The organism is Cupriavidus sp. 05T42 (assembly GCF_056396345.1).
Genome location: NZ_JBFTLH010000003.1, coordinates 291,255 through 311,372, shown reverse-complemented (window position 1 = coordinate 311,372; position 20,118 = coordinate 291,255). Strand labels below are relative to the sequence as shown.

Here is a 20,118-nt window from a genome sequence, read left to right as displayed (position 1 = left end):
TCACGGATCGCCGTACGGCGATGCACCCGAGCGGGCCGCCTTAGCGCGGCCCGTTTTTCTTGGGGAGGGGGATGCGCCCGGCGCCTTCCCGCAGCGGCTTGAGCAGGTCCGACAGCCCGTTGTGGTCGAGTTCGTGCATCAGCGCCAGCAGGCGGCCAATCTCGCCGGGCGGGAAGCCCTCGCGCGCGAACCAGTTCAGGTAGTTGCCGGGCAGGTCGGCAATCAGCGTGCCCTTGTGCTTGCCAAACGGCATGGTGCGCGTGACGAGCAGGCGCAGGGCTTCGGCGTCGGGAAGCATGGGCGGCTATCGGTTGGGTCGGGAAAGCGGGCATTGTAGCGCCGCCGCCGGTCACTCGGCGTCGTGGAAGATGATGCCGAGCGTGTGGCGCATGCCCGAGCGCAGGCGGCTCACGCCGTGACGCATGTTCACCCTGTAGGGCCCGCGCGTGCCCTGCACGGGCCGCTGGCTGACCGCGAAGACCACCGCGTCGCCCTGCGCCAGCGCCACCACTTCCGCGCGCGACTGCATGCGCGGGCGCTGCTCCGTCATCACGAACTCGCCGCCGGTGAAGCCGGTGCCGGGCGCCGACAGCAGGATCGCCACCTGGAGCGGGAACACCTGTGCGCCGTACAGGTCCTGGTGCAGGCAGTTGTAGTCCCCCTCGCCATAGGCCAGCAGCAGCGGCGTGGGCCGGCGCTGGCCGGCGCGGTGGCACGCGTCGAGAAAGACGGCGTGCTCGGGCGGAAATTGCCGTTCGATGCCCATGGCCGCGTGCCAGCGGTTGGCCACGGGCACCAGATGCGGATAGAGCGCCGTGCGCAGCCCTTCGACCAGCGGCGGCAGCGGGTAGCGGAAGTACTTGTACTCGCCCCGCCCGAAGCCGTGCCGGCCCATGACGATGTGCGACCGGTACAGGGCGTCTTCGTCGTAGCGCGCCGCCAGGGCGTCGCATTCGGCGGTCGAGAGCAGGCCCGGGATGGTTGCGCAGCCCTGCGCGTCGAGGTCTTGCGTGATGGCGTCCCAGTCGAGCGCGCTCACGCGCTGCGCCGGATCGTGCTGGTAGGAAGATGTCCGCATCCGCATACCTTAAGCCACCGGCGGGCGCCGCGCTCGCCGGATTCGGACCCCCGTTCCAAACTGTTGTTCCAAATGTCACCGATGGTGCGGCCCCGCACGGAGCGTGGGTGTCACGCTGGCTTATCTTTCGTCGGTCAGCAACCTCAAACAGGAATGATTGCCGATGAAAGACGAGCATATGGCGGCCCACGGAGCTGACCAGGCACCTGCATCCATTCGCGAAACCGGGGCCTTCAGCAAGGCCAGTGCCCTCCCGATGAAGCCCTGCGAGATCCAGCCCGGCTGGGTGCGCAGCGGCCAACCCGTGACGCACTACAGCGAGCATTCGACCGCGGCGGATGAACTTGCCTGGACCTCTGTGTGGGACTGCACACAAGGCGCCTTCGAGTGGCACTACGCGCTCGACGAGATCGTCTACATCCTCGAAGGCGAGACCCGCGTGACGGATGCCCACGGGCGCACCCACACGCTGCGGGCTGGCTCGATTGGCTACTTTCCGGCGCATACCACGTGGTACTGGGAGGTAGACCAGTACGTACGCAAGGTGGCGATCTGCCGGCGCGAGGTGCCTGTCGGCCTGCGCCTGGCCACGCGCTTGCTGGCGCGGATCAACCTCGATGGGCGGCTGCTGCGCCGCCTGCGCGCCAGGGGCCAGGTCACCGGCGCCATCACGCGCAAGCGCGCGGCGGCGTTGATGCTGATGCTGGCGGCGGCTGTCGGGGCCATCGCGGCCACGTAAGACGGCTAGGGTTCGCCCGGCGCCAGCTTGTCCAGCAGGCGCAGCAGCGTCTGCCGCTCTGCCTCGGAGAGCTGCGCGCCGATGCGGGCGTCGTGGTCGCAGACCGCCTCGGTCACGGCGGCCAGCGTCTGGCGGCCCGTGGCCGTCAGCGCCAGCGCGTACGCACGCCGGTCCGTGGGCGAAGGCTCGCGCGCGACCAGCTGCATGGCTTCGAGCGCATCGAACAGCATCACCGCCCCGGAGCGGGCGATGCCGAGGATGCGCGCGAGGTCCGTCAGCCGCACGCCGGGATTCCGCGCGATGATCTGCAACGCCGAGAAACGCGGCGGCGTGATCTGCCACGCCGCGAGCGAACGGACGAAATCCTCGTAGATGCGGATCTGCGCGCGGCGGATGGCGTAGCCGGTCAGCGTGTCCAGCACGCCGTAGTCCACGTCGGGCAGATGGGGGTTGAAGTGCCCCTCGCCGTCTGCGCCCTCGCCGAGGGCCGGATCCGGCGCCAGCGGCTCGCGCGTCTTGCGCGTGCTAGACCCCTTACCTGTTGCCGTCATCGTCAGCGCACGACGAAATAGCGCAGCACCACGCGGTCCGGGTAGCGCGCGCCAGTGGCCACGAAGGTGTGGCGCATCAGCCAGAGGTAGGCGGGCGTGGCGGTCTCGAAGCGTGGTGCGGTGCGGAAATAGAGGCGGGACGGGTCCACCGTGCCGCCCGCGTTGAGCTGGGCGATATCGGCCTCCGTGCCGCTGCGCACGCCGGCGTTGACGATATAGATGCGCGCGCCGTCGTCGGTTTCCAGCACATAGCGCGCTTCGATGTCGGCCGTGGTCCAGCCGTCGCCGCTGCCGGGGCGGATCAGCTGGAAGTCCGCGCCGCCGGGCAGGATGCGGCCATTGAGCAACGGCCCGGACGCCGTGCCGGACAGGATCGGGATCACGCGGCGCTGGCCGAGCGGCCCGGCGCCGAGATCCGTGGCGGGTGCCACCGCGATCTCAAAGTCCGCCACCAGTTCCAGCGCCGGCGTGGGCAGGGCGAGCGTCATTTCAGCAGCTTCCAGTTGCCGTTGTCGATGGTCAGCATCACCCGGCCGCGATTGTCGAAGCCGAAATGGTCCTGCGCCGTGTAGTTCAGTACGCCGTGGGAGACGACGATGTCGCGCTCGCTTTCCAGGGCGTCGCGCAGCGCCTTGCGGAACTCGGGCGTGCCCGGCTTGGCGTGCTTGAGCGCCACTGGCACGATGCGCTGCAGCACCAGCCCCGCGTCATACGGATGGGCGCCGAACTGTGTGCGGGTTTCCGGCCCGTACTGCTTCTCGTAGCGCGTGACGTAGTCGAGGCCCGGTTTGCGCGGCGCGCTGTCCGCCGGCAGCTGCTCGGCCACGATCACCGGCCCCGCCGGCAGGATCGCCCCGTTGACAGCCTTGCCGCCAATGCGGATCAGGTCGCGCGTGGCCGCGCCGTGCGTCTGGTAGACCGGGCCGGTGTAGCCGCGCTCGCGCAGCGTGGTGTGCGGCAGCGCCGCGCCGGTGCCGGCGCCGGCAATCAGCATCGCGTCAGGCTTGGCAGCCATCATCTTGAGCACCTGGGCGGTCACGCTGGTGTCGGAGCGCGCGTAGCGCTCGGTGGCCAGGATGCGGATGCCCTTCGCCGACGCGGCGCTGGTGAACTCCTTGAGCCACGTTTCGCCGTAGGCGTCGGCAAAGCCGATAAAGGCGACGCTCTTGACGCCATTGGCCTGCGCCCGGGCGGCCACTGCGTCGGCCATCAGCTTCACTGGCTGGGCCAGCCGGTAGGTCCACGCGCCGCGCCCGGGCTTCAGTTCGATGGGCGAGAAGGCGAGCTGTACGGTCTGGCTCTCGTCCGCGACTTCCGAGATGGCGATGGACGGCGCCACCGACGACGAGCCGAGGATGATGTCGACCTTGTCCTCGGTCACAAAGCGCCGCGCCACCTTGGTGCCCTGCGTGGGGTCCGAGGCGTCGTCCATGAGGATGTAGCGGATCTTCTCGCCGCCGATGGTCTCGGGCAGGAACGGCATGGTGTTCTTCTGCGGAATGCCGAGCGAGGCGGACGGGCCGGTCGAGGAAATGCTGACGCCGACGGTGACCTCGGCATGGGCGAGGCCGGCGGCCAGCAGCAGGGCCGGCAGGGCATTCAGGCTGAGGCGGATGGGGTGCGGCTTCATGTTGTCTCCCTGTTTTGTTGTGATGTCAGGCGCGCGGGGCGTCGGCCTGGAGTTGCTGCTGGCCGAAGCCGGCCAGGTTCTTGTAGCGCTGGGCGATGGCCTCCAGCTCGGCGCGCGGAATCACCGCATCGATCTGGGAAAACCCCTGCGGCGCGCGCTCCTCGGCCATCTGCATGACCTGCTCGGGGCCGTTCATCCGGTTGCGCAGCACGATGCCGGCGGTGCGCGGCAGCCGTTCCGCCTCGTACTCGCGCAGCGCGTAGTCCAGGTCGGCGTGGCCGAGCAGGCAGTCGGTCAGGTAGCGGGCATCGACAATCGCCTGGGCGCTGCCGTTGGAGCCGATCGGGTACATCGGATGCGCCGCATCACCCAGCAGCGTCACGCGGCCGAAGGTCCAGCGCGGCAGGCAGTCCTTGTCCACCATCGGGAACTCGTAGATGGCCGGCGCGCCGTCGATCAGCGCGGGAATGTCGATCCAGTCCCAGCGCCAGTCGGCAAAGGCGTCGCGGAACACGGATTTGTCCACCTCACGGTTCCAGTCGCTGCGCGGCGGCTCGTCCGGGTAGCTGTCCGGCACGCGCAGCTCGGCAATCCAGTTGATCAGCGAGCGGCCCTGCCGGTGCAGCGGTGCGGAGATCGGATAGGCGACGAACTTCTGGTCCTGATGGCCGGCCATGAACATCGAACGCCCATCGAGGTAGGGCGCGGCCTCCGTGGTGGCGCGCCAGAGCAGGCGGCGGGAGAAGCGCGGTGCGTCGCCGGTCGGATAGAAGTGCCGGCGCACGGCCGAGTGGATGCCGTCGGCGCCCACCAGCACGTCGGCGTCGGCCTCGACGGTGGCGCCGTCGCTGCGGCGCCGCAGCACGAAGCGCGCGCGCTCGCCCGCCTTGCCGCCGCCCACCGAGGCGATGGATTCGATCGCATGGCCGGTATGCACCCGGTCCGCGCCCAGCCGCTGCACCGCCGTCTCGTACAGCAACATCTGGAACTGCCCGCGATGCACCGAGAACTGCGGCCAGGCATAGCCAGCGGCCATGCCGCGCGGCTCGTGCCAGATCTGCTGCCCGAGCTTGTTGTAGTAGGAAAGGGAGGATGTCTCGATGGCGATCTCGGCCAGCGCGTCCTGCAGCCCCAGCGCGGCGAGTTCCCGCACCGCATGCGGCAGCAGGTTGATGCCGACGCCAAGCGGGCGGATCTGCTCGCTGGCTTCCCAGACTTCCACATCCATGCCGTGCCGATGGCAGAGCAAGGCGAGCGTCAGCCCGCCAATGCCGCCGCCGGCGATGGCGATCTTCGGGGTCTTCATGGTCTCCTCCGCGGCCTTTTGTCCGGGCGTGGCGCGCCGGTGGCCGTTATCTGCGATGCCGAAATTGTTATGGAGTATAACTAAATGGCTCGCAAGTCCGGGGTGCCAGATCGCCCGTGTTTACCCGGGTGGCGGCGTGGCGGAGGGGTGCGCCTCGGCCTGCGCCCAGCGGCTGCGTTCGAGCCAGTAAACCATCCCCCACGCATACAGCGTGATGCCGATGAACAGCGCCATCCGCACGGCAAAGGCCGTGTAGACGTCCTTGCCGGCGGCGCTGTCCTGGATCGACTGGCCCAGCAGGATGATCAGCGTCACGAGGGTGTTGAGCCAGAACCCGGGCGTCAGCCGCGTGGGGCTGAGCCGGTAGAGTTTGCGCGCCAGCAGCAGCGCGAACAGCAGCATCCACAGGAAGAGCATCCACAGGTGCACGAACAGGCTCAGCGCGCACCAGAACAGGATGGCCAGCACGCCGCCGAGCAGCGTGGAGCCGAGCAGTTCGCGCCCGGCGTCGCGCGCGGTGGTCGTGCAGGTCTGCCGGCCCAGGCTCACGGCCTTCATCAACACCGGGGTATAGCCAGACGGGTCGGTCAGCGCCAGCAGGAACGCGGGCATCACCACCAGCGCGGCGCGCAGGGCAATCCACGTGGCCTGTAGTTCGGGCAGCGCAGCGGGCTTGGGCGCCGCCGCGCCGCCGGCCTCCGGAAACAGCCAGTGGCAGAGCGCCAGCACCGCCACCGCCATCAGCATGCCCTTGGCCAGCGCGCTGACCACCTCCAGCGCCAGGCTGAACTCGAATACGCCGGCGGAGGGAATCAAGGTGAGGCCGACGGCGAGGAAGGTCCCCACGAGGTTGCTCCCGCCGCGCAGGCCATAGCGGAAGGTGACGAACAGCCCCAGCGCGACCACCAGCACGCCGCTGAACGGCGCGTACTGCAACAGGGGAATCAGCAGCAGGCCCACGCCGGTGGTCAGCATGACCAGTAGCGTCAGCGCCACGCCGGCCTTCCAGGACAGCGGCTGGTTGACCATCGCCAGCAGGAAGGCGCACAGCACGGGCGCGAGCATCGGCACGGGCAGCGCCAGCCCGAAGCTGATCGCCATGCACAGCGCCGTGCCGAACGCCAGCCGGATGGGACGTTGCTGCCGGGGTGGGCGGGCGAGAGGCATGGCGGCGCGTGGGCGATCAATAGATATAGGACAGCCAGCTCATCACGTAGAGGAACGCGCGGCCCAGCGGATTGAGCGGATTGCCCTGCGTGGGGAAGGCCATGACTTCGGCCTGGCCGCCGATGCGGATGCCGGTCAGTCCACGCAGCTCCGCCGTATCCAGTTCGATGACCACCGGGAAGCGCTGCGCCGGACGCAGCCAGTCGCGGCTGTTCTGCACCGTGGGCAGGGTGCCGGGCGGGGCGGGCTGCCCGACACTGACGCCATAGCCGACGCTGCGCACGCGGCCTTCGAAGATGCGCCCCGGCAGGGCGTCGAGCACCACCGACACCGGCGTGCCCGGCTGCACATGGCCGAGGTTGTTCTCGGTCATCTCGGCCGTGACCCAGATGTCGTGGATCGTGATCAGCGTCATCACCGGGTTGCCGGCGGCGGCGAACTGGCCGGTATCGGTGCGCAGGTCCGTCACCAGCCCGGCGGAACGCGCGCGCACCTGGGTGTTCGACAGGTCGAGTTCGGCCTTCTCCACCGCGCCCGCCGCGCTGCGCAGCTTGGCGTTGTCTTCCGCGCTGCCGCCTTCCTGCTCGATGGCGCGCTGCACCTCGGCGCGGGACGCCGCCACCTTGCTGGTGGCCTGTTCCAGATCGGCACGGGCGATTTCGAGCCGGCGCAGCGAGATGGTGCCGGCGTCCTCCCGATAGAGCCGTTCGAGCCGGTCGCTGTCCTGCCGCGCCTTGACCTCCAGCGCCTGCGCGGCGCGCAGCGAGGCGCGTGCCGATTCGATGCCGGCCGTGCTGGCCCCGATCTGCCGGCGCGTGGCCTCCAGGTCCGCACGGGCGCGGTCCACGGCAATCCGATATTGCCCCGGGTCCACCTCGAACAGCATGGCGCCGGCCTGCACGTCCTGGTTGTTGCGCACATGCACGCGCGTGACGCGGCCGGACACCTCCGAGGCCACCGGCACGATGAACGCCTGGATCCGCGCCTGCTGGGTGTAGGGAGTGAGCCGGTCGGCGAGCAGGTACCAGACCAGGCTGATCACGATCAGCACGACGACCCAGCGGATGCCCTTGCGCGCCGGATCGGCGGGCGGAGGCGGAGCGGTTGGCGAGGTCGGCGGGGGTGGGGCCTGCGTGGTGTCTGTCATGGGGCGGCACCGGTGGGTACGCGGCGCGGTTCGTCGAGCAGCACGCCCCAGTCGGTGCGCTGCTGCATCTGGGTGCGCGTGGCGGCGTCCACGAGCATCTGGTCCGTGTGCCAGCCGCCGCCGAGCGCCTTGTACAGCGCGATCAGGTTCGACACGGCGCTGCCGCGGTTGACCAGATAGGTGTCCTGCTGGGCCGACAGCGCGCGCTGCGCGTCGAGCACGCGCTGGAAATCGGAATAGCCCTCGCGGTACAGCGCATTGGCCAGCGTCAGCGAGCGCCGCGCCGAAATGGCCGCATCGCGCAGGATCACGTCCCGCTCGAACGCCTTGATCAGCCCGCTCGCCGCGTCGTCGGCCTCGCGCGCGGCCTGCCGCACGCTCTCCTGGTAGGCCACGATCAGCTGCTGGAGCCGCGCGTCCTGCATCCGCACGTTGTTGCGGATGCGTCCGTAGTCGAATACGTTCCAGCGCAGGCTGGGGCCACCCAGCAGCGTGAAGTTGTTGGGCGTGCCGCCGAGCGTGCTGGCGGACCAGCCGATGCTGCCGATCAGCGTCAGCGACGGATAGAGGTCCGCCAGCGCCACGCCAATCAGCGCCGACTGCGCGGCGATCTGCCATTCGGCGGCGCGCACGTCGGGCCGGCGCAGCAGCAGGTTGGCGGGCACGTCCTGCAGCACGGCGCGGCCGATCAGCGGCAGCTCGCCCTCGTGCGCGGCCAGCTCCGGCAGGTTCGGCAGCGTGCCGGGCGGGCGGCCGATCAGCACGGCCAGCGCGTTGCGCGTGCGCAGGATCTGGCCTTCGAATTCGGGGATGGTGCTCAGGGTGCCGAGGTACTGGGTGCGCGCCTGCTGCAGGTCCAGTTCGTCGGTCTGGCCGCTGCGGAACAGCTTCTCGGTGATTTCGAAGCTGCGATGCTGCAGCGCCGCGTTGTCCCGCGCGATGCGCAGGCGCGCTTCGGCCGTGCGCAGCGCGTAGTAGGTCTCGGCCATCTGCGCGTGGAGCAGGACCAGCACATCGTCACGATTGGCCTGCGCGGCGAAGTAGGCGGCATCGGCGGACTCGATGGCGCGCGCGAAGCGTCCCCAGAAGTCCAGTTCCCAGCCGATATCGAAGTTGGCGCTGTACTGCCAGAAGCGGCTGTTGGCGGGATTTCGGCCGCCGGACTGGCGGCGGTCCGTGTACAGCACGTCGGCGCCCACCTGCTGCACCTGCGGAAAGCGGCCAGCCTGCGCGATGCCAAGCTGGGCGCGCGCCTCCAGCACGCGCAGGCCGGCAATCTGAAGCCCGGCATTGTGGGCATCGGCCTCGGCCATAAGCCGTTCGAGCGCCGGGTCGGCAAAGACCTGCCACCACTCGCGGAGGTCAGGCTGCGCGCCGGCTTCCGTGACCGTGTCGATGGCCTCGCTGCGCCAAGTCGCGGTCCAGTCCTCGCGCTGCGGCGTCATGTCGGGGCCCAGCCGCGCGCAGCCGTGCAGGCAACAGACGCCAAGCAGCACCAGATGCCTTGTGCGGAGCGGGCCGGGCATGGACGCGCACGTCCGCGTCAGGCCCGCGGGATCTCTACGGGGGCAACGGTGGGTGTGCCAGGTGCGCCGGGCAGGGGCGCGCCGGACACCACCTCGATGGCCACGGGCTCGCTGGCCACGGGCGGCTCTTCTACCCACAGCCAGAACAGTCGATAGCCCACGGACAGCATCACGGGGCCGATGAACAGGCCGATGACGCCTCCGGTGACCATGCCGCCCAGGGCGCCGATCAGCACCACGGGCATCGGCACATCCACGCCACGCCCGAGCATCAGTGGCTTGAGCACGTTGTCGGCCAGCCCGGCGATGAACTCGTAGATCGCGAAGGTAATGGTCGCCACGTTCGGCCCTTCCTTGTAGAGCACGTAGGCGATCACGGGCAGGGTGATCAGCGTGGCCGGCAGCTGCATGATGCCCAGGAGCAGCACCACCAGCGCCAGCACCCCGGCGCCCGGCACGCCCTTCATGATGAAGCCGATGCCGATCAGCAGCATCTGGATGAAGGCGATGCCCACCACGCCCTGCGCCACGGCGCGGATGGTGGCGGTGCACAGCGCGGCGATGCGCGGCCCACGGTCCAGCCCGAAGATGCGCGAGGCGATCTGCTCCGAGCTGCGGTGTCCTGTCTCGCCATAGGCCATGATCACGCCGGCAATGATCAGCGCGAAGATGAACACCAGCATGGCCACACCCAGCCCGGCCAGCTTGCCCAGCAGCAGCAGGCTCGTGTCGCGCAACTCGGGCAGGAACTTCTGCACCAGGCTGGTCATGTCGGTGGCGGCCTGCATCCAGACATCGTGCAGGCGCTGACCGATCAGCGGCCAGCCGGCCACGAAGTCCGGCGGCTGCGGAATGCGCATGTTGCCGCCGCGCACGGCGTTCATGGCCTCCTCCGCTGACTGGAGCAGCGCGATCCCGAGCAGGTAGGCCGGCACCATGATCAACGCCAGCGAGAGCAGGACGATGAGCGTGGCCGCACGGCCGCTGCGGTTGCCCATGCGGGCGCGTAGCCGGACGTGTAGCGGATAGATCGTGATGGCGAGGATGACCGACCACAGGACGAGGTCGAGGAAGGGGTAGAAGATCCGGAAGCAGAACACCGAGAGCACGGCGATCAGGCCGGCCCGTATCAGCACGTCGAGCATGCCGCGGGAGAGCATCCGTTCCGAGAGGGGCGTAGGCAGCATCGTTGGTCTCCTGACAGGCCGCCGAGTGCAGTCTAGACCAGCGATCCGGCAGGTACAACCAGTGCGTCACCCTCCGCGAAAACAGTCACATCGGCCCGCCAAAGTATTCATTGGCTTTTTACTGCACTTTGGCCGGGACCAGGCTACGGAACCCCGCCCAAGGGGGGCGGGGCCCGCATGCCGCTACCACTGTGGCTGCTATTTGCTACCGCTCTTGCACATCAGAATGTGTGCTTGACCCCCACCATTGCCCCGAGCTGGTTGCCGCCCGCCACCGGGTTGGCCCCGGTAGACGCGCTGTCGACGGACAGCGACAGCGAACCATGATTGTCGATATAGCCGCCGGTGGCATAGACGGACGTGCGCTTGGAGAACGCGTAACTGGCGCGCAGCGCGCCCAGCCAGGCCTTGTCGTTGCTGTGGCGGTACTGGAGATAGTAGCCCTCCGCCGCCAGCGTGACGGCCGGTGCGATGTCGTACGCCACGCCCGCGTAGAACAGGTTGCTGCGCGGGGCGGCCAGCGCCTCGTTGCGGCGGCCGATCCAGCCGAGGCCGGCCTTGGCCTTGCCGACCAGCATGTAGCCGCCCAGCGAGAGGCGGTCGTCCTTGAGGCCGCTCGAGGTCAGCCCGGCAAAGGCGCCGGGGCCGCCGCGCAGGGAATCGTATGCGGCGTGCACCGACCACCAGTTGGTCTCGTACATCAGCAGCGCCGACCATTCGCGGCACGCCTTGCTGTCCGCCGCGTTCTCGCCGGCGCAGTTGGCGCCGGAGGGGCTCGGGCCGGCGTTCACCGTATCGCGCCCGAAACTGTAGGTGGCGCCCACCGTGAAGCCGCCGAACTTGCCCTTGTAGGCGATCGAATTATCGGCGCGCGTATTGGGGAGATAGTTGTCGAGCGAGCTGGAGCCGTAGGCGTTCGGCCCGAGGATGTCCGAGTCCAGCGTGGCCCAGAACAGCATGGTGTACTGGCGGCCGAAGCTGACCTGCCCCCAGTTGCTGGAGAGACCCACCCACGCCTGCCGGCCGAACAGGCGGCCGCCCTGGTTGGAGGTGCCGCTGTCCGGCGCGAAGCCGGACTCCAGCACGAAGTTGGCCTTCATGCCGCTGCCGAGGTCCTCCGTGCCGCGCAGGCCCCAGCGGGACGGCACCGTGCCGCTCAGGTTGGCCATCTTGACGACGGAGTTGCCGGCCGCGCCGACGTGGTTGACGTACTCGACCCCGGTGTCGACCACCCCGTACAAGGTGACGGATTGTGCACTCGTCACCGCCGGCACGCCGGCCGCCAGCGCAAGCGCCGCTGCCGCCGTTCTTCGTTTTCCCAGTTTTCCCAGTTTCATGCTTCTCCTCCTTATGTTTTTTTTAAGGCTCGTGTGAAAGATCGTTCTAGCTGGCCGTGCGCTGCTCCCTGGCCTGCTCTTTGGCCTTGAGTTGGGCATCCAGCCGCCCGTAGACCCGCCGCGCGTTGCCTTCGTAGATCAGCTGGCGCTCGGCGTCGGTCAGCGCGGCCTGGTCGATGTAGCGGCGCGTGTCGTCGTAGTAGTGGCCGGTCTCCGGATCGATGCCGCGCACGGCGCCGATCATCTCGGAGGCAAACAGCACGTTCTCGACCGGCATCACCCGCGTCAGCAGGTCGATGCCGGGCTGGTGGTAGACGCAGGTATCGAAGAACACGTTGTTGAGCAGGTGCTCGCGCAGCGGTGGCAGCTTCATCTCCTGCGCCAGCCCCCGGAAGCGCCCCCAGTGGTAGGGCACCGCGCCGCCGCCGTGCGGAATCACGAACTTCAGGGTCGGGAAGCGCCGGAACAGGTCGCTGGTCAGCACCTGCATGAAGGCCGTGGTGTCGGCGTTGAGGTAGTGCGCGCCGGTGGTGTGGAAGCAGGCGTTGCAGCTCGTGCTGACGTGGATCATCGCCGGCAGGTCGTACTCGACCAGCTTCTCGTAGATCGGGAACCAGTACGGGTCCGACAGCGGCGGCGAGGTCCAGTGGCCGCCCGAGGGATCCGGGTTCAGGTTCACGCCGACGAAGTTGAAGTCGCGCACGCAGCGTTCCAGCTCGGGAATGCAGGTGGCGATGTCCACGCCCGGCGACTGCGGCAGCATGGCCGCGCCGACGAAGTGATCGGGAAACAGCTGGCTGACCCGGTAACAGAGCGTGTTGCAGATGGCCGCCCAGGTGGCGCTGGTCTCGAAGGTGCCGATGTGGTGCGCCATGAACGAGGCGCGCGGGGAGAAGATCGTCAGGTCCAAGCCGCGCTCGCGCATCAGCCGCAGCTGGTTCTGGGCGATGGCCTCGGCCAGTTCGTCGTCGCTGATGTGCAGGGCGTCCGGCGAGGGCGCCAGCGCCGGCGCGGTCAGGCTGGCGATCTGGCGCTGGCGCCAGGCTTCGAGGGCTTTGGGTGCCGTGGTGAAATGGCCGTGGCAGTCGATGATCATGCGTTACAGGTCCAGTCAGGGGAGGGGCCACGCGCTGGCGGGAATCAGCACCTCGCCGCGCATGATGGGACGCGCGGTACGCACCAGCGCGCTTCTGACGATCGACCCCGGGCGTGCCGGGTCGGTCTCGAGTTCTACGGTGAATTCGCCGGTCGGGTGCGCCACGCTGATGGTGTGGACCGGCCCGGCGCCGCGCAGCACGGCTACGCCCGCCGCGACGGTGCCCGGCAGCACGCATGCGGTGCCGACAGTGATCGCGGCCAGCACGCCAATCGCCTCGTGGCAGACGCGGGGGATAAAGCAGCGCGTGGCGATGCTCGCGGCGGCGTCGCGCGGTGGCGCGATCAGGCACATCTTCGGATAGCTCTTGGCCGACACGTCCCCCAGGCCCATCATCTCGCCGGCCACCAGCCGCAGCGCTTCGATCACCGCCTTGAGCGCGCTGTCGGCGTTCAGTTCGGCAACGGACTGGTAGGCGGTGCGCTGGAGATCGGCGGCGCGCAGCAGCACCATCGGCATGCCGTTGTCGATCAGCGTGGCGGCCACGCGAAGCGGCTCGCCGGTCTGCGGGTCGCGGATGGCGAGGGTGTCGATGGCGTTGCCGGTGGGCAGCAGCGCGCTGCACACCGAGCCGGCCGTGTCGAGGAAGTCGATCACGATGGGCGCGGCGGTGCCCGGCACACCATCGAGATGGGCGTCGCCGGCATAGTGCGGCCTGCGGCCGGGCGTCTGCATGGTGATGTCGCACAGCATGCCGGTGTTGCGCGTCAGCACACGCGCGCGGGTCACGTCGCCTTCGGCGACCAGCAGGCCGCTCTCCAGCGCGAACGGGAGCACCGCCGCGAGCATGTTGCCGCAGTTCGGCGTGGTGTCCACGGTGTCGTTGGCCGGCTGCAACTGGGCGAACGTGAAATCGAGGTCGGCCTGGCCGGGCTTGCCGCGCGTGACGATGCCGGCCTTGCTGGTCAGCGGATGTGCGCCGCCCAGGCCGTCGATCTGGCGCGGGTCGGGGCTGCCCATGGCGGCCAGCAGGGCGCGGTTGCGCGCGGCGATGTCGGCCGGCAGGTCGCTGGCGAGGAAGAACGGGCCGCGCGAGGTGCCGCCCCGCATCAGCATGCAGGGCACGGCGCGCAGATCCGAATCCAGGGTGAAAGCGTGCGTCATGGGCGGCGGGTTTCCGGGTACGACAAGGTGCAGCGAGTATCGGCGCGCACCCGGCGGGCTTGGTTGCGATGTCGCATGACAACTGTTCTAATCTGCTTATCGCGCCGGGTGCCAACCGGCCAACCGCCCCAGCCCTCCGCCCCGATCCGCCCCCATGCTCTCCACCGATACCGTCAGCCTGCATCACCTCCACGTCTTCGCCGGAGTCGCGGCGGCAGGGGGCGTGCGCCGTTCGTCGGAATCGCTGCACCGGGCCTCATCGGCCATCGCCCGCTCCGTGGCCGCGCTGGAATCGGCGTTGGGCGTGGCGCTGTTCGAGCGCAAGGGGCGCGGCATGCTGCTGACGCGGGCGGGGGAGATCGTGCTGGTGCGGGCGCAGCATATCGAGGCCGCGCTGCGCGAGGTGCGCGACGACGCCATGCGCATGCGGGGCCGGCAGGGCGCCCCCGTGGCCAGCCTGGAAGCGCTGCACAATGAACGGCGCCTGGAGGTGGCCGCGCTGCTGGCGGAGGTGCATCACATGCCCAGCGTGGCGGCGGCCATCGGGGTGTCGCAGTCGGCGGTGAGCCAGGCGATTGCCCGGCTTGAGGACGCGCTGGGCCAGCAGATCTTCACGCGCACGGCGCGCGGCATGGTGCCGACCGACCACGGCGCGCGCTGGGTGGTGCGCTTCGAGCGCGCGCTGGCCGATCTGCGCCATATCCGCGCGGACATGGCGGCGCTGCAGGGCGTGCTGGAAGGCGCGGTGACCATCGGCGCGCTGCCGCTGGGGCGGACCCAGCTGCTGCCGATGGCGATTGCCGAGGTCCACGGGCGGCATCCGAAGCTGCGCTTCCAGTCGCTGGAAAGCCCCTATGAGGAGTTGACGGCCGGCCTGCTCAGCGGCCGCATCGATTTCATCCTCGGCGCGCTGCGTCCGGACCCGTCGCAGGGGCTGGCCACGGAAGTGCTGTTCGAGGATCGCATCTCGCTGATCGCGCGCGCCGCGCATCCGCTGGCCAGCCGCAAGCGGCTTTCGCTCGACGATCTGGCGCCGTACCCGTGGGTGGTCTCGCGCGGCGGCTCGCCCTCGCGCCAGGCGCTGGACGACGTCTTCGCCGCCCACGGCCACCCCCTGCCGCAGCCGCTGGTGGAAACCGGCGACCTCGCCCTGGTGCGCGGCCTGCTGCTGCGTGGCGACATGGTCACCGCGCTGTCCGCGCTCCAGTTGCACTACGAGATCGAGGCCGGCTGGCTGCGCGTGCTGGACCTGCCGATGCCGGGCACCTCCCGGAACATCGGCATCACCACGCGGATGGGGGCGCGGCTCTCGCCTGGCGCCGACGCGCTGATCGCCCAGCTGCGGGCGTCCAGCGCCGTCTGGCGCTGAGGCGCCCGGCACACCCCTGGCACCTCGCCCGCCAACATCAGGGTTTCCCACACCCCCGTTTTCCCGTCCCGATAAGCAAACGGCAACGCGGCCCAAGTCAGAAAGCAATACTGCCCGGCCGCCCCAAACGTAGACTGCCGTTGCCGTGAGCCGCTGCGTCACGGCGGGCCGCGCCCGCGGCGATTAGACATCTCGATAACAAGAACCGCTGAGCGGTTTGCTGCAGGAGACGGCATGACAACCAGACAACGGCTCGATATCCGGGCCCATATCAACGAGCGAAAAATGTCGGGGTACCAGTGGCTGTTGCTGGTGCTGTGCTTCATGATCGTGGCCACCGATGGCATGGACGTGGCCATCATGGGCTTCCTGGCCCCGGACATCACCCGGGAGTGGGGCATCTCCAAGGCCGCCTTCGGCATGGTGATGAGCGCCGCCCCGATCGGCCTGGCCATCGGCGCGCTGCTGGTGGGGCCGATGTCGGACCGCTTCGGCCGCAAGAAGCTGCTGATTGGCTCCATCGCGCTGTTCGGCACCTTCAACCTGCTGAGCGGCTTTGCCGACAGCGTGGCGATGCTGTCCTTCCTGCGCTTCCTGACCGGCCTGGGCCTGGGTGCTGCCATGCCGAGCACCACCACGCTGCTCTCCGAGTATGTGCCGGAGCGCTCGCGCAGCATGCTGCTGGCCACCATGTTCACGGGCTTCAACCTCGGCTCGGCGCTGGTGGGCTTCGGCGCCGCCGCGCTGCTGCCGCACTACGGCTGGCGCACGGTGCTGATGGTGGGCGGCGCGATTCCGCTGGCCTGCCTGCCGATCTACCTGCTGCTGATTCCGGAGTCGGCGCGCTTCATGGTCGTGAAGAACATGTCGCCGGAGCGGATTGCGCGCACGCTGCGCCGTGTCTGCGGCAGCACCATCGCCCCGGACACGACGTTCACCATCAGCGAGGTCCAGGTCTCGGGCAAGCAGCCGGTGCGCACGCTGCTCTCCAACGCGTTCCGTGGCATGACGCTGTCGCTGTGGATCACCTACTTCATGGGCCTGCTGGTGATCTACCTGCTGAGCGGCTGGCTGCCCACGCTGATCAAGGACGCCGGCCTGCCGATCGACCGTGCCGCCAACCTCACCGCGCTGTTCCAGCTCGGCGGCACCGTTGGCGCGCTGGTGGTGGGCTTCCTGATGGACCGTATCACGCCGAGCCGCGTGATCGGCACCGCCTACGTGCTGGGCGCCGTGTTCATCCTGATGCTGGCCTCCGGCTCTGTGACCTCGGCCATGTTCGCGTTCTACGTGCTGATGGCCGGCTTCTGCATGAGCGGCGCGCAGACCGGCCTGAACGCCTTCGCCCCGTCCTGCTACCCGACCCCGGTGCGGGCAACCGGCGTAAGCTGGATGCTCGGTATCGGCCGCTTCGGCAGCATCACCGGCTCCATGGCGGGCGGCGTGCTGCTGTCCATGGGCTGGGGCTTCAGCGCGGTGATCGCCATCCTGGCGATTCCCGCCACCATGGCGGCGATCTCCATTGTTTCCACCAAGGCGCAGCCTCGCGCCGTGACTGCCTGACAGCTTGATATGGCCACCATCATCGGCGCGATTGCGTCCTCCCATACACCGACCATCGGCTTCGCCCTGGATGCAGGCAAGCAACAGGACCCCGCCTGGGCGCCCATTTTCGCGGCGTACGCGCCGGTGAGCACGTGGCTGGCCGAAGCCAGGCCCGACGTCCTGCTGGTCATCTACAACGACCACGTCACGTCGTTCTTCTTCGATCACTACTCGGCGTTCGCGCTGGGCGTGGGGGAGTCGTGGTCGCCGGCCGACGAGGGCGGCGGGCCGCGCGCGCTGCCGCCGGTCAGCGGGCATCCGGCGCTGGCGCGGCACGTTGGCGCGTCGCTGATGGCGGACGAGTTCGACATGTCGTTCTTCCAGCACAAGGCGCTGGATCACGGCTGCTTCTCGCCGCTGTCCGTGATGGTGCCGCACGACGCGGAGGCCGGCTGGCCGGTCAGCGTGATTCCGCTGCAGGTGGGCGTGCTGCAGGCCCCGGCGCCGTCCGCGCGCCGCTGCTACAAGCTTGGTCAGGCCATCCGCCGGGCGGTGGAGAGCTATCCGGAAGACCTGCGCGTGGCCGTGGTGGCCACCGGCGGGCTGTCGCACCAGGTGCATGGCGAGCGCTGCGGCTTTAACAACACCGCGTGGGACCACAAGTTCCTGGACCTGTTCGAGTCCGACCCGGAGGCGCTGCTTGAGCTGACCCATGCCGACTACGCGCGCCTGGGCGGTTTCGAGAGCGCCGAGGTGGTGATGTGGATGGTGATGCGCGGCGCGATGGCGGCCCGCATCGAATGCAAGCATCGCGACTACTACCTGCCGTCGATGACTGGCATCGCCGTAGCCGTCTACGAAAACCATGCCGCCGACGACCGCGCGATGCAGGAAGCCCGGGCCGAGCGCCAGCGCGAACGCATCGGCCACCAGCTACGCGGCATCGAGCAGCTGGAAGGCACCTACCCGTTCTCGCTGGAAACCAGCGTGCGCGCCTACCGCATCAACCGCTACCTGCACCAGCTGGTGCTGCCGGCGTTCCGCGAGCGTTTCCGGGCCGATCCGGCGGCCACGTTCGACGAAGCCGACCTCACCGCCGAGGAGCGCGACCTCATCACCCGGCGCGACTGGCGCGGCATGATCCACTACGGCGTGATCTTCTTCCTGCTGGAGAAGCTCGGCGCCGTCAGCGGGGTCTCGAACCTCCACATCTACGCGGCGATGCGCGGGCAATCGCTCGAAGACTTTCAGAAGACCCGCAACGCGCCCGGCGCGCTCTACTCGGTGAGCGGCGGGGCAGGCCAGGGCGCCGACTGGGCCGGGCAGGCTGCCGGCGGCCCGACGCCCAGGTAGATCGCCACCTAGCCGGCCCGCCGCGTCGCCCACGACGCGTGCGCGGCCCGTCATCCCTCTTCACGGTTTCCACTGCACTGTGCGCCCCGCGCGCACGGTGTGGCCTGTTGTCGTCCAAAAAGAGATGAGAAGGAGACTTGAGCATGGCGTATTCCCGAAAGGTTTTCTCGGTCGGCGCGTTCTCGCTGGCCACGGCAGTCGCGGCGTCGCTGGCCGCATGTGGCGGCGATGACGCCGCCACCCCCTCCCAGAGCACGACGACCACCGTCCCCAGTACACCCGCCAACGCCAGCGCCGCCGAGAAGTGCAACGCCTTGGCGACGATGAGGATTGGTGCGCCGGACATCGGCCTGAGCACCAGCGGCGCGGTGGTCCAGTCGGCGCAATGGATCGCGGCCGACGCCGCGGGCAACGTCAATGGCGAGTACTGCAAGGTGCTCGGCGCGATCCGCCCCGTCGACGTGACGGCGCCCGACATCAACTTCCAGGTCAACCTGCCCACCAGTTGGAACAGCAAGACGCTGCAGATGGGCGGTGGCGGGCTCGACGGCACTGTCGTCACCGGCGACGGTGCGTTCACGGCGCAGCCGGCCAGCGTGGCCAATGCCATCCGGCAGGGCTACGTCACCTACGGCAGCGACAGCGGCCACGATGCTTCGGGCGGTGGCGCATTTGCGCTCAACGACGAGGCGCTCGCCAACTTCGGGCGCCTGCAGATCAAGAAGACGCACGACGCCGTGGCGGCCATCGTCAAGGCGCGCTATGGCGCTGCCCCTGCACGCAGCTACTTCGTCGGCGGCTCGCAGGGCGGGCATGAGGCGCTGATTGCGGCGCAGTTCTACCCCGAGGACTACGACGGCGTGGTGGCCGGCTATCCCGCCTACAACGTGACGATGATGCACGTGGCCAGCAACGACTTCGCCAAGGCGCTGTATCTCAATGGCGGTGCCGGCTGGATCAGTGCGGCGAAGATGAAGACGCTGTTCACGGCGGCGATGAATGCCTGCGACACGCTGGACGGCGTGGCCGACGGCGTCGTGAGCAACCCCAACGGCGCGGCCTGCACCGCACTCACCAGCAAGTTCGTCCTGACCGATGTCAGCAACCCGCTGCGCTGCGCCGGCGGCACCGACACCGGGGACACCTGCCTCTCCGACGCGCAGATCGCCACGGTGGCGCACCTGAACTCGCGCTTCAACCTCGGCTTCACGCTGCCTGGCGGCATCAGCAGTTACGGCAAGTGGCCGATCCTGGACGGCACGACGTTCACCGAGCAAGGCTTCGGCAGCAAGCCGGCCTATAGCACCCCGCCCAGCGGCGACGCGTTCCAGTACACCATCTCGGACACGACGGTGCGGTACATCATCACCAGGAATCTGTCGATCGATTCGATCCAGGGCTTCGATCCGGCCGACTGGAAGAATCGCATCACACAGGTCAGCGACATGCTGGACGCGAGCTACGTGGACCTCGACGCGTTCCGCGCCAAGGGCGGCAAGGTGCTGATGTTCCACGGCACCAACGATTCGTCGATCACGCCGTATAACTCGATCGACTACTACACGCGGCTCGTGCAGCGCTACACGCAAGCCACGGCGGACACGTTCTCGCGCTTCTACCTGATTCCGGGCTTTGGGCACGGCAGCGGGCAGTTCCAGAGCACGGTGGACTGGCTCGCGGCGCTGGACGGATGGGTGGTCAACGGCGCGGCGCCGGCGGGCCTGGTGGCGACGGACGGCAACAAGGGCGCCAGCACCACGGCGACCAACGGTCGCACGCGGCCGGTGTGCGTCTACGGCAGCTATCCGAAGTACACGGGGCCGGCCAATCCGACGCAGGCGCAGCAGAACGACGCGGCAAACTTCAGCTGTACCGCCACGACGAGCTGAGCGCCGAGGGCCAGCCCGTGCCGCCGCGCGTCGC

The 20,118-nt window shown here is 69.0% G+C and carries 18 protein-coding genes; 5 read left to right on the top strand and 13 right to left on the bottom strand.

The genetic code is table 11. From position 1 onward, the window contains the following. Positions 1-40 precede the first annotated feature (40 nt). Positions 41-298 carry a DUF3820 family protein gene (locus AC1EJR_RS05590; RefSeq protein ID WP_092294585.1) on the bottom strand — a complete coding sequence of 86 codons (258 nt, stop codon included), beginning with the start codon at positions 296-298 and terminating at the stop codon, positions 41-43. A 51-nt stretch (positions 299-349) separates the two neighbouring features. Then, the gene (locus tag AC1EJR_RS05585) at positions 350-1,078 is read right to left on the bottom strand and encodes a 2OG-Fe(II) oxygenase (RefSeq protein WP_441643762.1); all 729 of its coding nucleotides are present in this window, start codon (positions 1,076-1,078) and stop codon (positions 350-352) included. 163 nt (positions 1,079-1,241) lie between these two features. Between AC1EJR_RS05585 and AC1EJR_RS05580 the strand changes: the two genes are divergently transcribed. Then, positions 1,242-1,817: a cupin domain-containing protein gene (locus AC1EJR_RS05580; protein ID WP_255370811.1), complete on the top strand. Its 576-nt coding sequence runs from the start codon at positions 1,242-1,244 to the stop codon at positions 1,815-1,817. A gap of 5 nt (positions 1,818-1,822) precedes the next feature. Here AC1EJR_RS05580 and AC1EJR_RS05575 read toward each other — a convergent pair whose 3' ends face one another. From AC1EJR_RS05575 to AC1EJR_RS05525, 11 genes are all read right to left on the bottom strand, one after another. Then, the gene (locus AC1EJR_RS05575; protein ID WP_092294587.1) at positions 1,823-2,368 is read right to left on the bottom strand and encodes a MarR family winged helix-turn-helix transcriptional regulator; all 546 of its coding nucleotides are present in this window, start codon (positions 2,366-2,368) and stop codon (positions 1,823-1,825) included. A gap of 2 nt (positions 2,369-2,370) precedes the next feature. Continuing rightward, positions 2,371-2,856: a DUF3237 domain-containing protein gene (locus tag AC1EJR_RS05570; RefSeq protein ID WP_092294589.1), complete on the bottom strand. Its 486-nt coding sequence runs from the start codon at positions 2,854-2,856 to the stop codon at positions 2,371-2,373. After that, positions 2,853-3,998, bottom strand: coding sequence for an ABC transporter substrate-binding protein (locus AC1EJR_RS05565; protein WP_092294591.1), 1,146 nt, complete (start codon positions 3,996-3,998; stop codon positions 2,853-2,855). The genes AC1EJR_RS05570 and AC1EJR_RS05565 overlap by 4 nt, the downstream gene beginning before the upstream one ends. A gap of 25 nt (positions 3,999-4,023) precedes the next feature. Next, positions 4,024-5,304, bottom strand: a complete 1,281-nt coding sequence (locus tag AC1EJR_RS05560) for a flavin-dependent oxidoreductase (protein WP_441592821.1) — start codon at positions 5,302-5,304, stop codon at positions 4,024-4,026. Positions 5,305-5,424: 120 nt separating this feature from the next. After that, the gene (locus AC1EJR_RS05555; RefSeq protein WP_092294595.1) at positions 5,425-6,471 is read right to left on the bottom strand and encodes a DUF2955 domain-containing protein; all 1,047 of its coding nucleotides are present in this window, start codon (positions 6,469-6,471) and stop codon (positions 5,425-5,427) included. A gap of 16 nt (positions 6,472-6,487) precedes the next feature. After that, positions 6,488-7,618, bottom strand: coding sequence for an HlyD family secretion protein (locus AC1EJR_RS05550; protein ID WP_092294596.1), 1,131 nt, complete (start codon positions 7,616-7,618; stop codon positions 6,488-6,490). Then, on the bottom strand, positions 7,615-9,144 hold the full coding sequence (locus AC1EJR_RS05545) for an efflux transporter outer membrane subunit (protein WP_477113085.1): 1,530 nt from the start codon (positions 9,142-9,144) through the stop codon (positions 7,615-7,617). The genes AC1EJR_RS05550 and AC1EJR_RS05545 overlap by 4 nt, the downstream gene beginning before the upstream one ends. A gap of 17 nt (positions 9,145-9,161) precedes the next feature. Next, entirely contained in the window at positions 9,162-10,331 is a 1,170-nt protein-coding gene (locus AC1EJR_RS05540) for an AI-2E family transporter (protein ID WP_092294600.1), read from the bottom strand. Positions 10,332-10,552: 221 nt separating this feature from the next. Continuing rightward, on the bottom strand, positions 10,553-11,668 hold the full coding sequence (locus tag AC1EJR_RS05535; protein ID WP_454757973.1) for a porin: 1,116 nt from the start codon (positions 11,666-11,668) through the stop codon (positions 10,553-10,555). Between the two features lie 46 nt (positions 11,669-11,714). Beyond that, positions 11,715-12,764, bottom strand: coding sequence for an amidohydrolase family protein (locus AC1EJR_RS05530; protein WP_250025523.1), 1,050 nt, complete (start codon positions 12,762-12,764; stop codon positions 11,715-11,717). Between the two features lie 15 nt (positions 12,765-12,779). Beyond that, entirely contained in the window at positions 12,780-13,928 is a 1,149-nt protein-coding gene (locus tag AC1EJR_RS05525; RefSeq protein ID WP_477113083.1) for a 4-oxalomesaconate tautomerase, read from the bottom strand. Positions 13,929-14,082: 154 nt separating this feature from the next. Here AC1EJR_RS05525 and AC1EJR_RS05520 point away from each other — a divergent pair, with 154 nt between their 5' ends. From AC1EJR_RS05520 to AC1EJR_RS05505, 4 genes are all read left to right on the top strand, one after another. Then, complete coding sequence (locus AC1EJR_RS05520; RefSeq protein WP_092294607.1) at positions 14,083-15,297, top strand: LysR family transcriptional regulator; 1,215 nt, start codon at positions 14,083-14,085, stop codon at positions 15,295-15,297. Between the two features lie 234 nt (positions 15,298-15,531). Further along, the gene (locus AC1EJR_RS05515) at positions 15,532-16,860 is read left to right on the top strand and encodes an MFS transporter (RefSeq protein WP_092294609.1); all 1,329 of its coding nucleotides are present in this window, start codon (positions 15,532-15,534) and stop codon (positions 16,858-16,860) included. 9 nt (positions 16,861-16,869) lie between these two features. Further along, the gene (locus AC1EJR_RS05510; protein WP_092294610.1) at positions 16,870-18,195 is read left to right on the top strand and encodes a gallate dioxygenase; all 1,326 of its coding nucleotides are present in this window, start codon (positions 16,870-16,872) and stop codon (positions 18,193-18,195) included. A gap of 143 nt (positions 18,196-18,338) precedes the next feature. Next, entirely contained in the window at positions 18,339-20,084 is a 1,746-nt protein-coding gene (locus AC1EJR_RS05505; RefSeq protein ID WP_250025521.1) for a tannase/feruloyl esterase family alpha/beta hydrolase, read from the top strand. Positions 20,085-20,118: the final 34 nt, after the last annotated feature.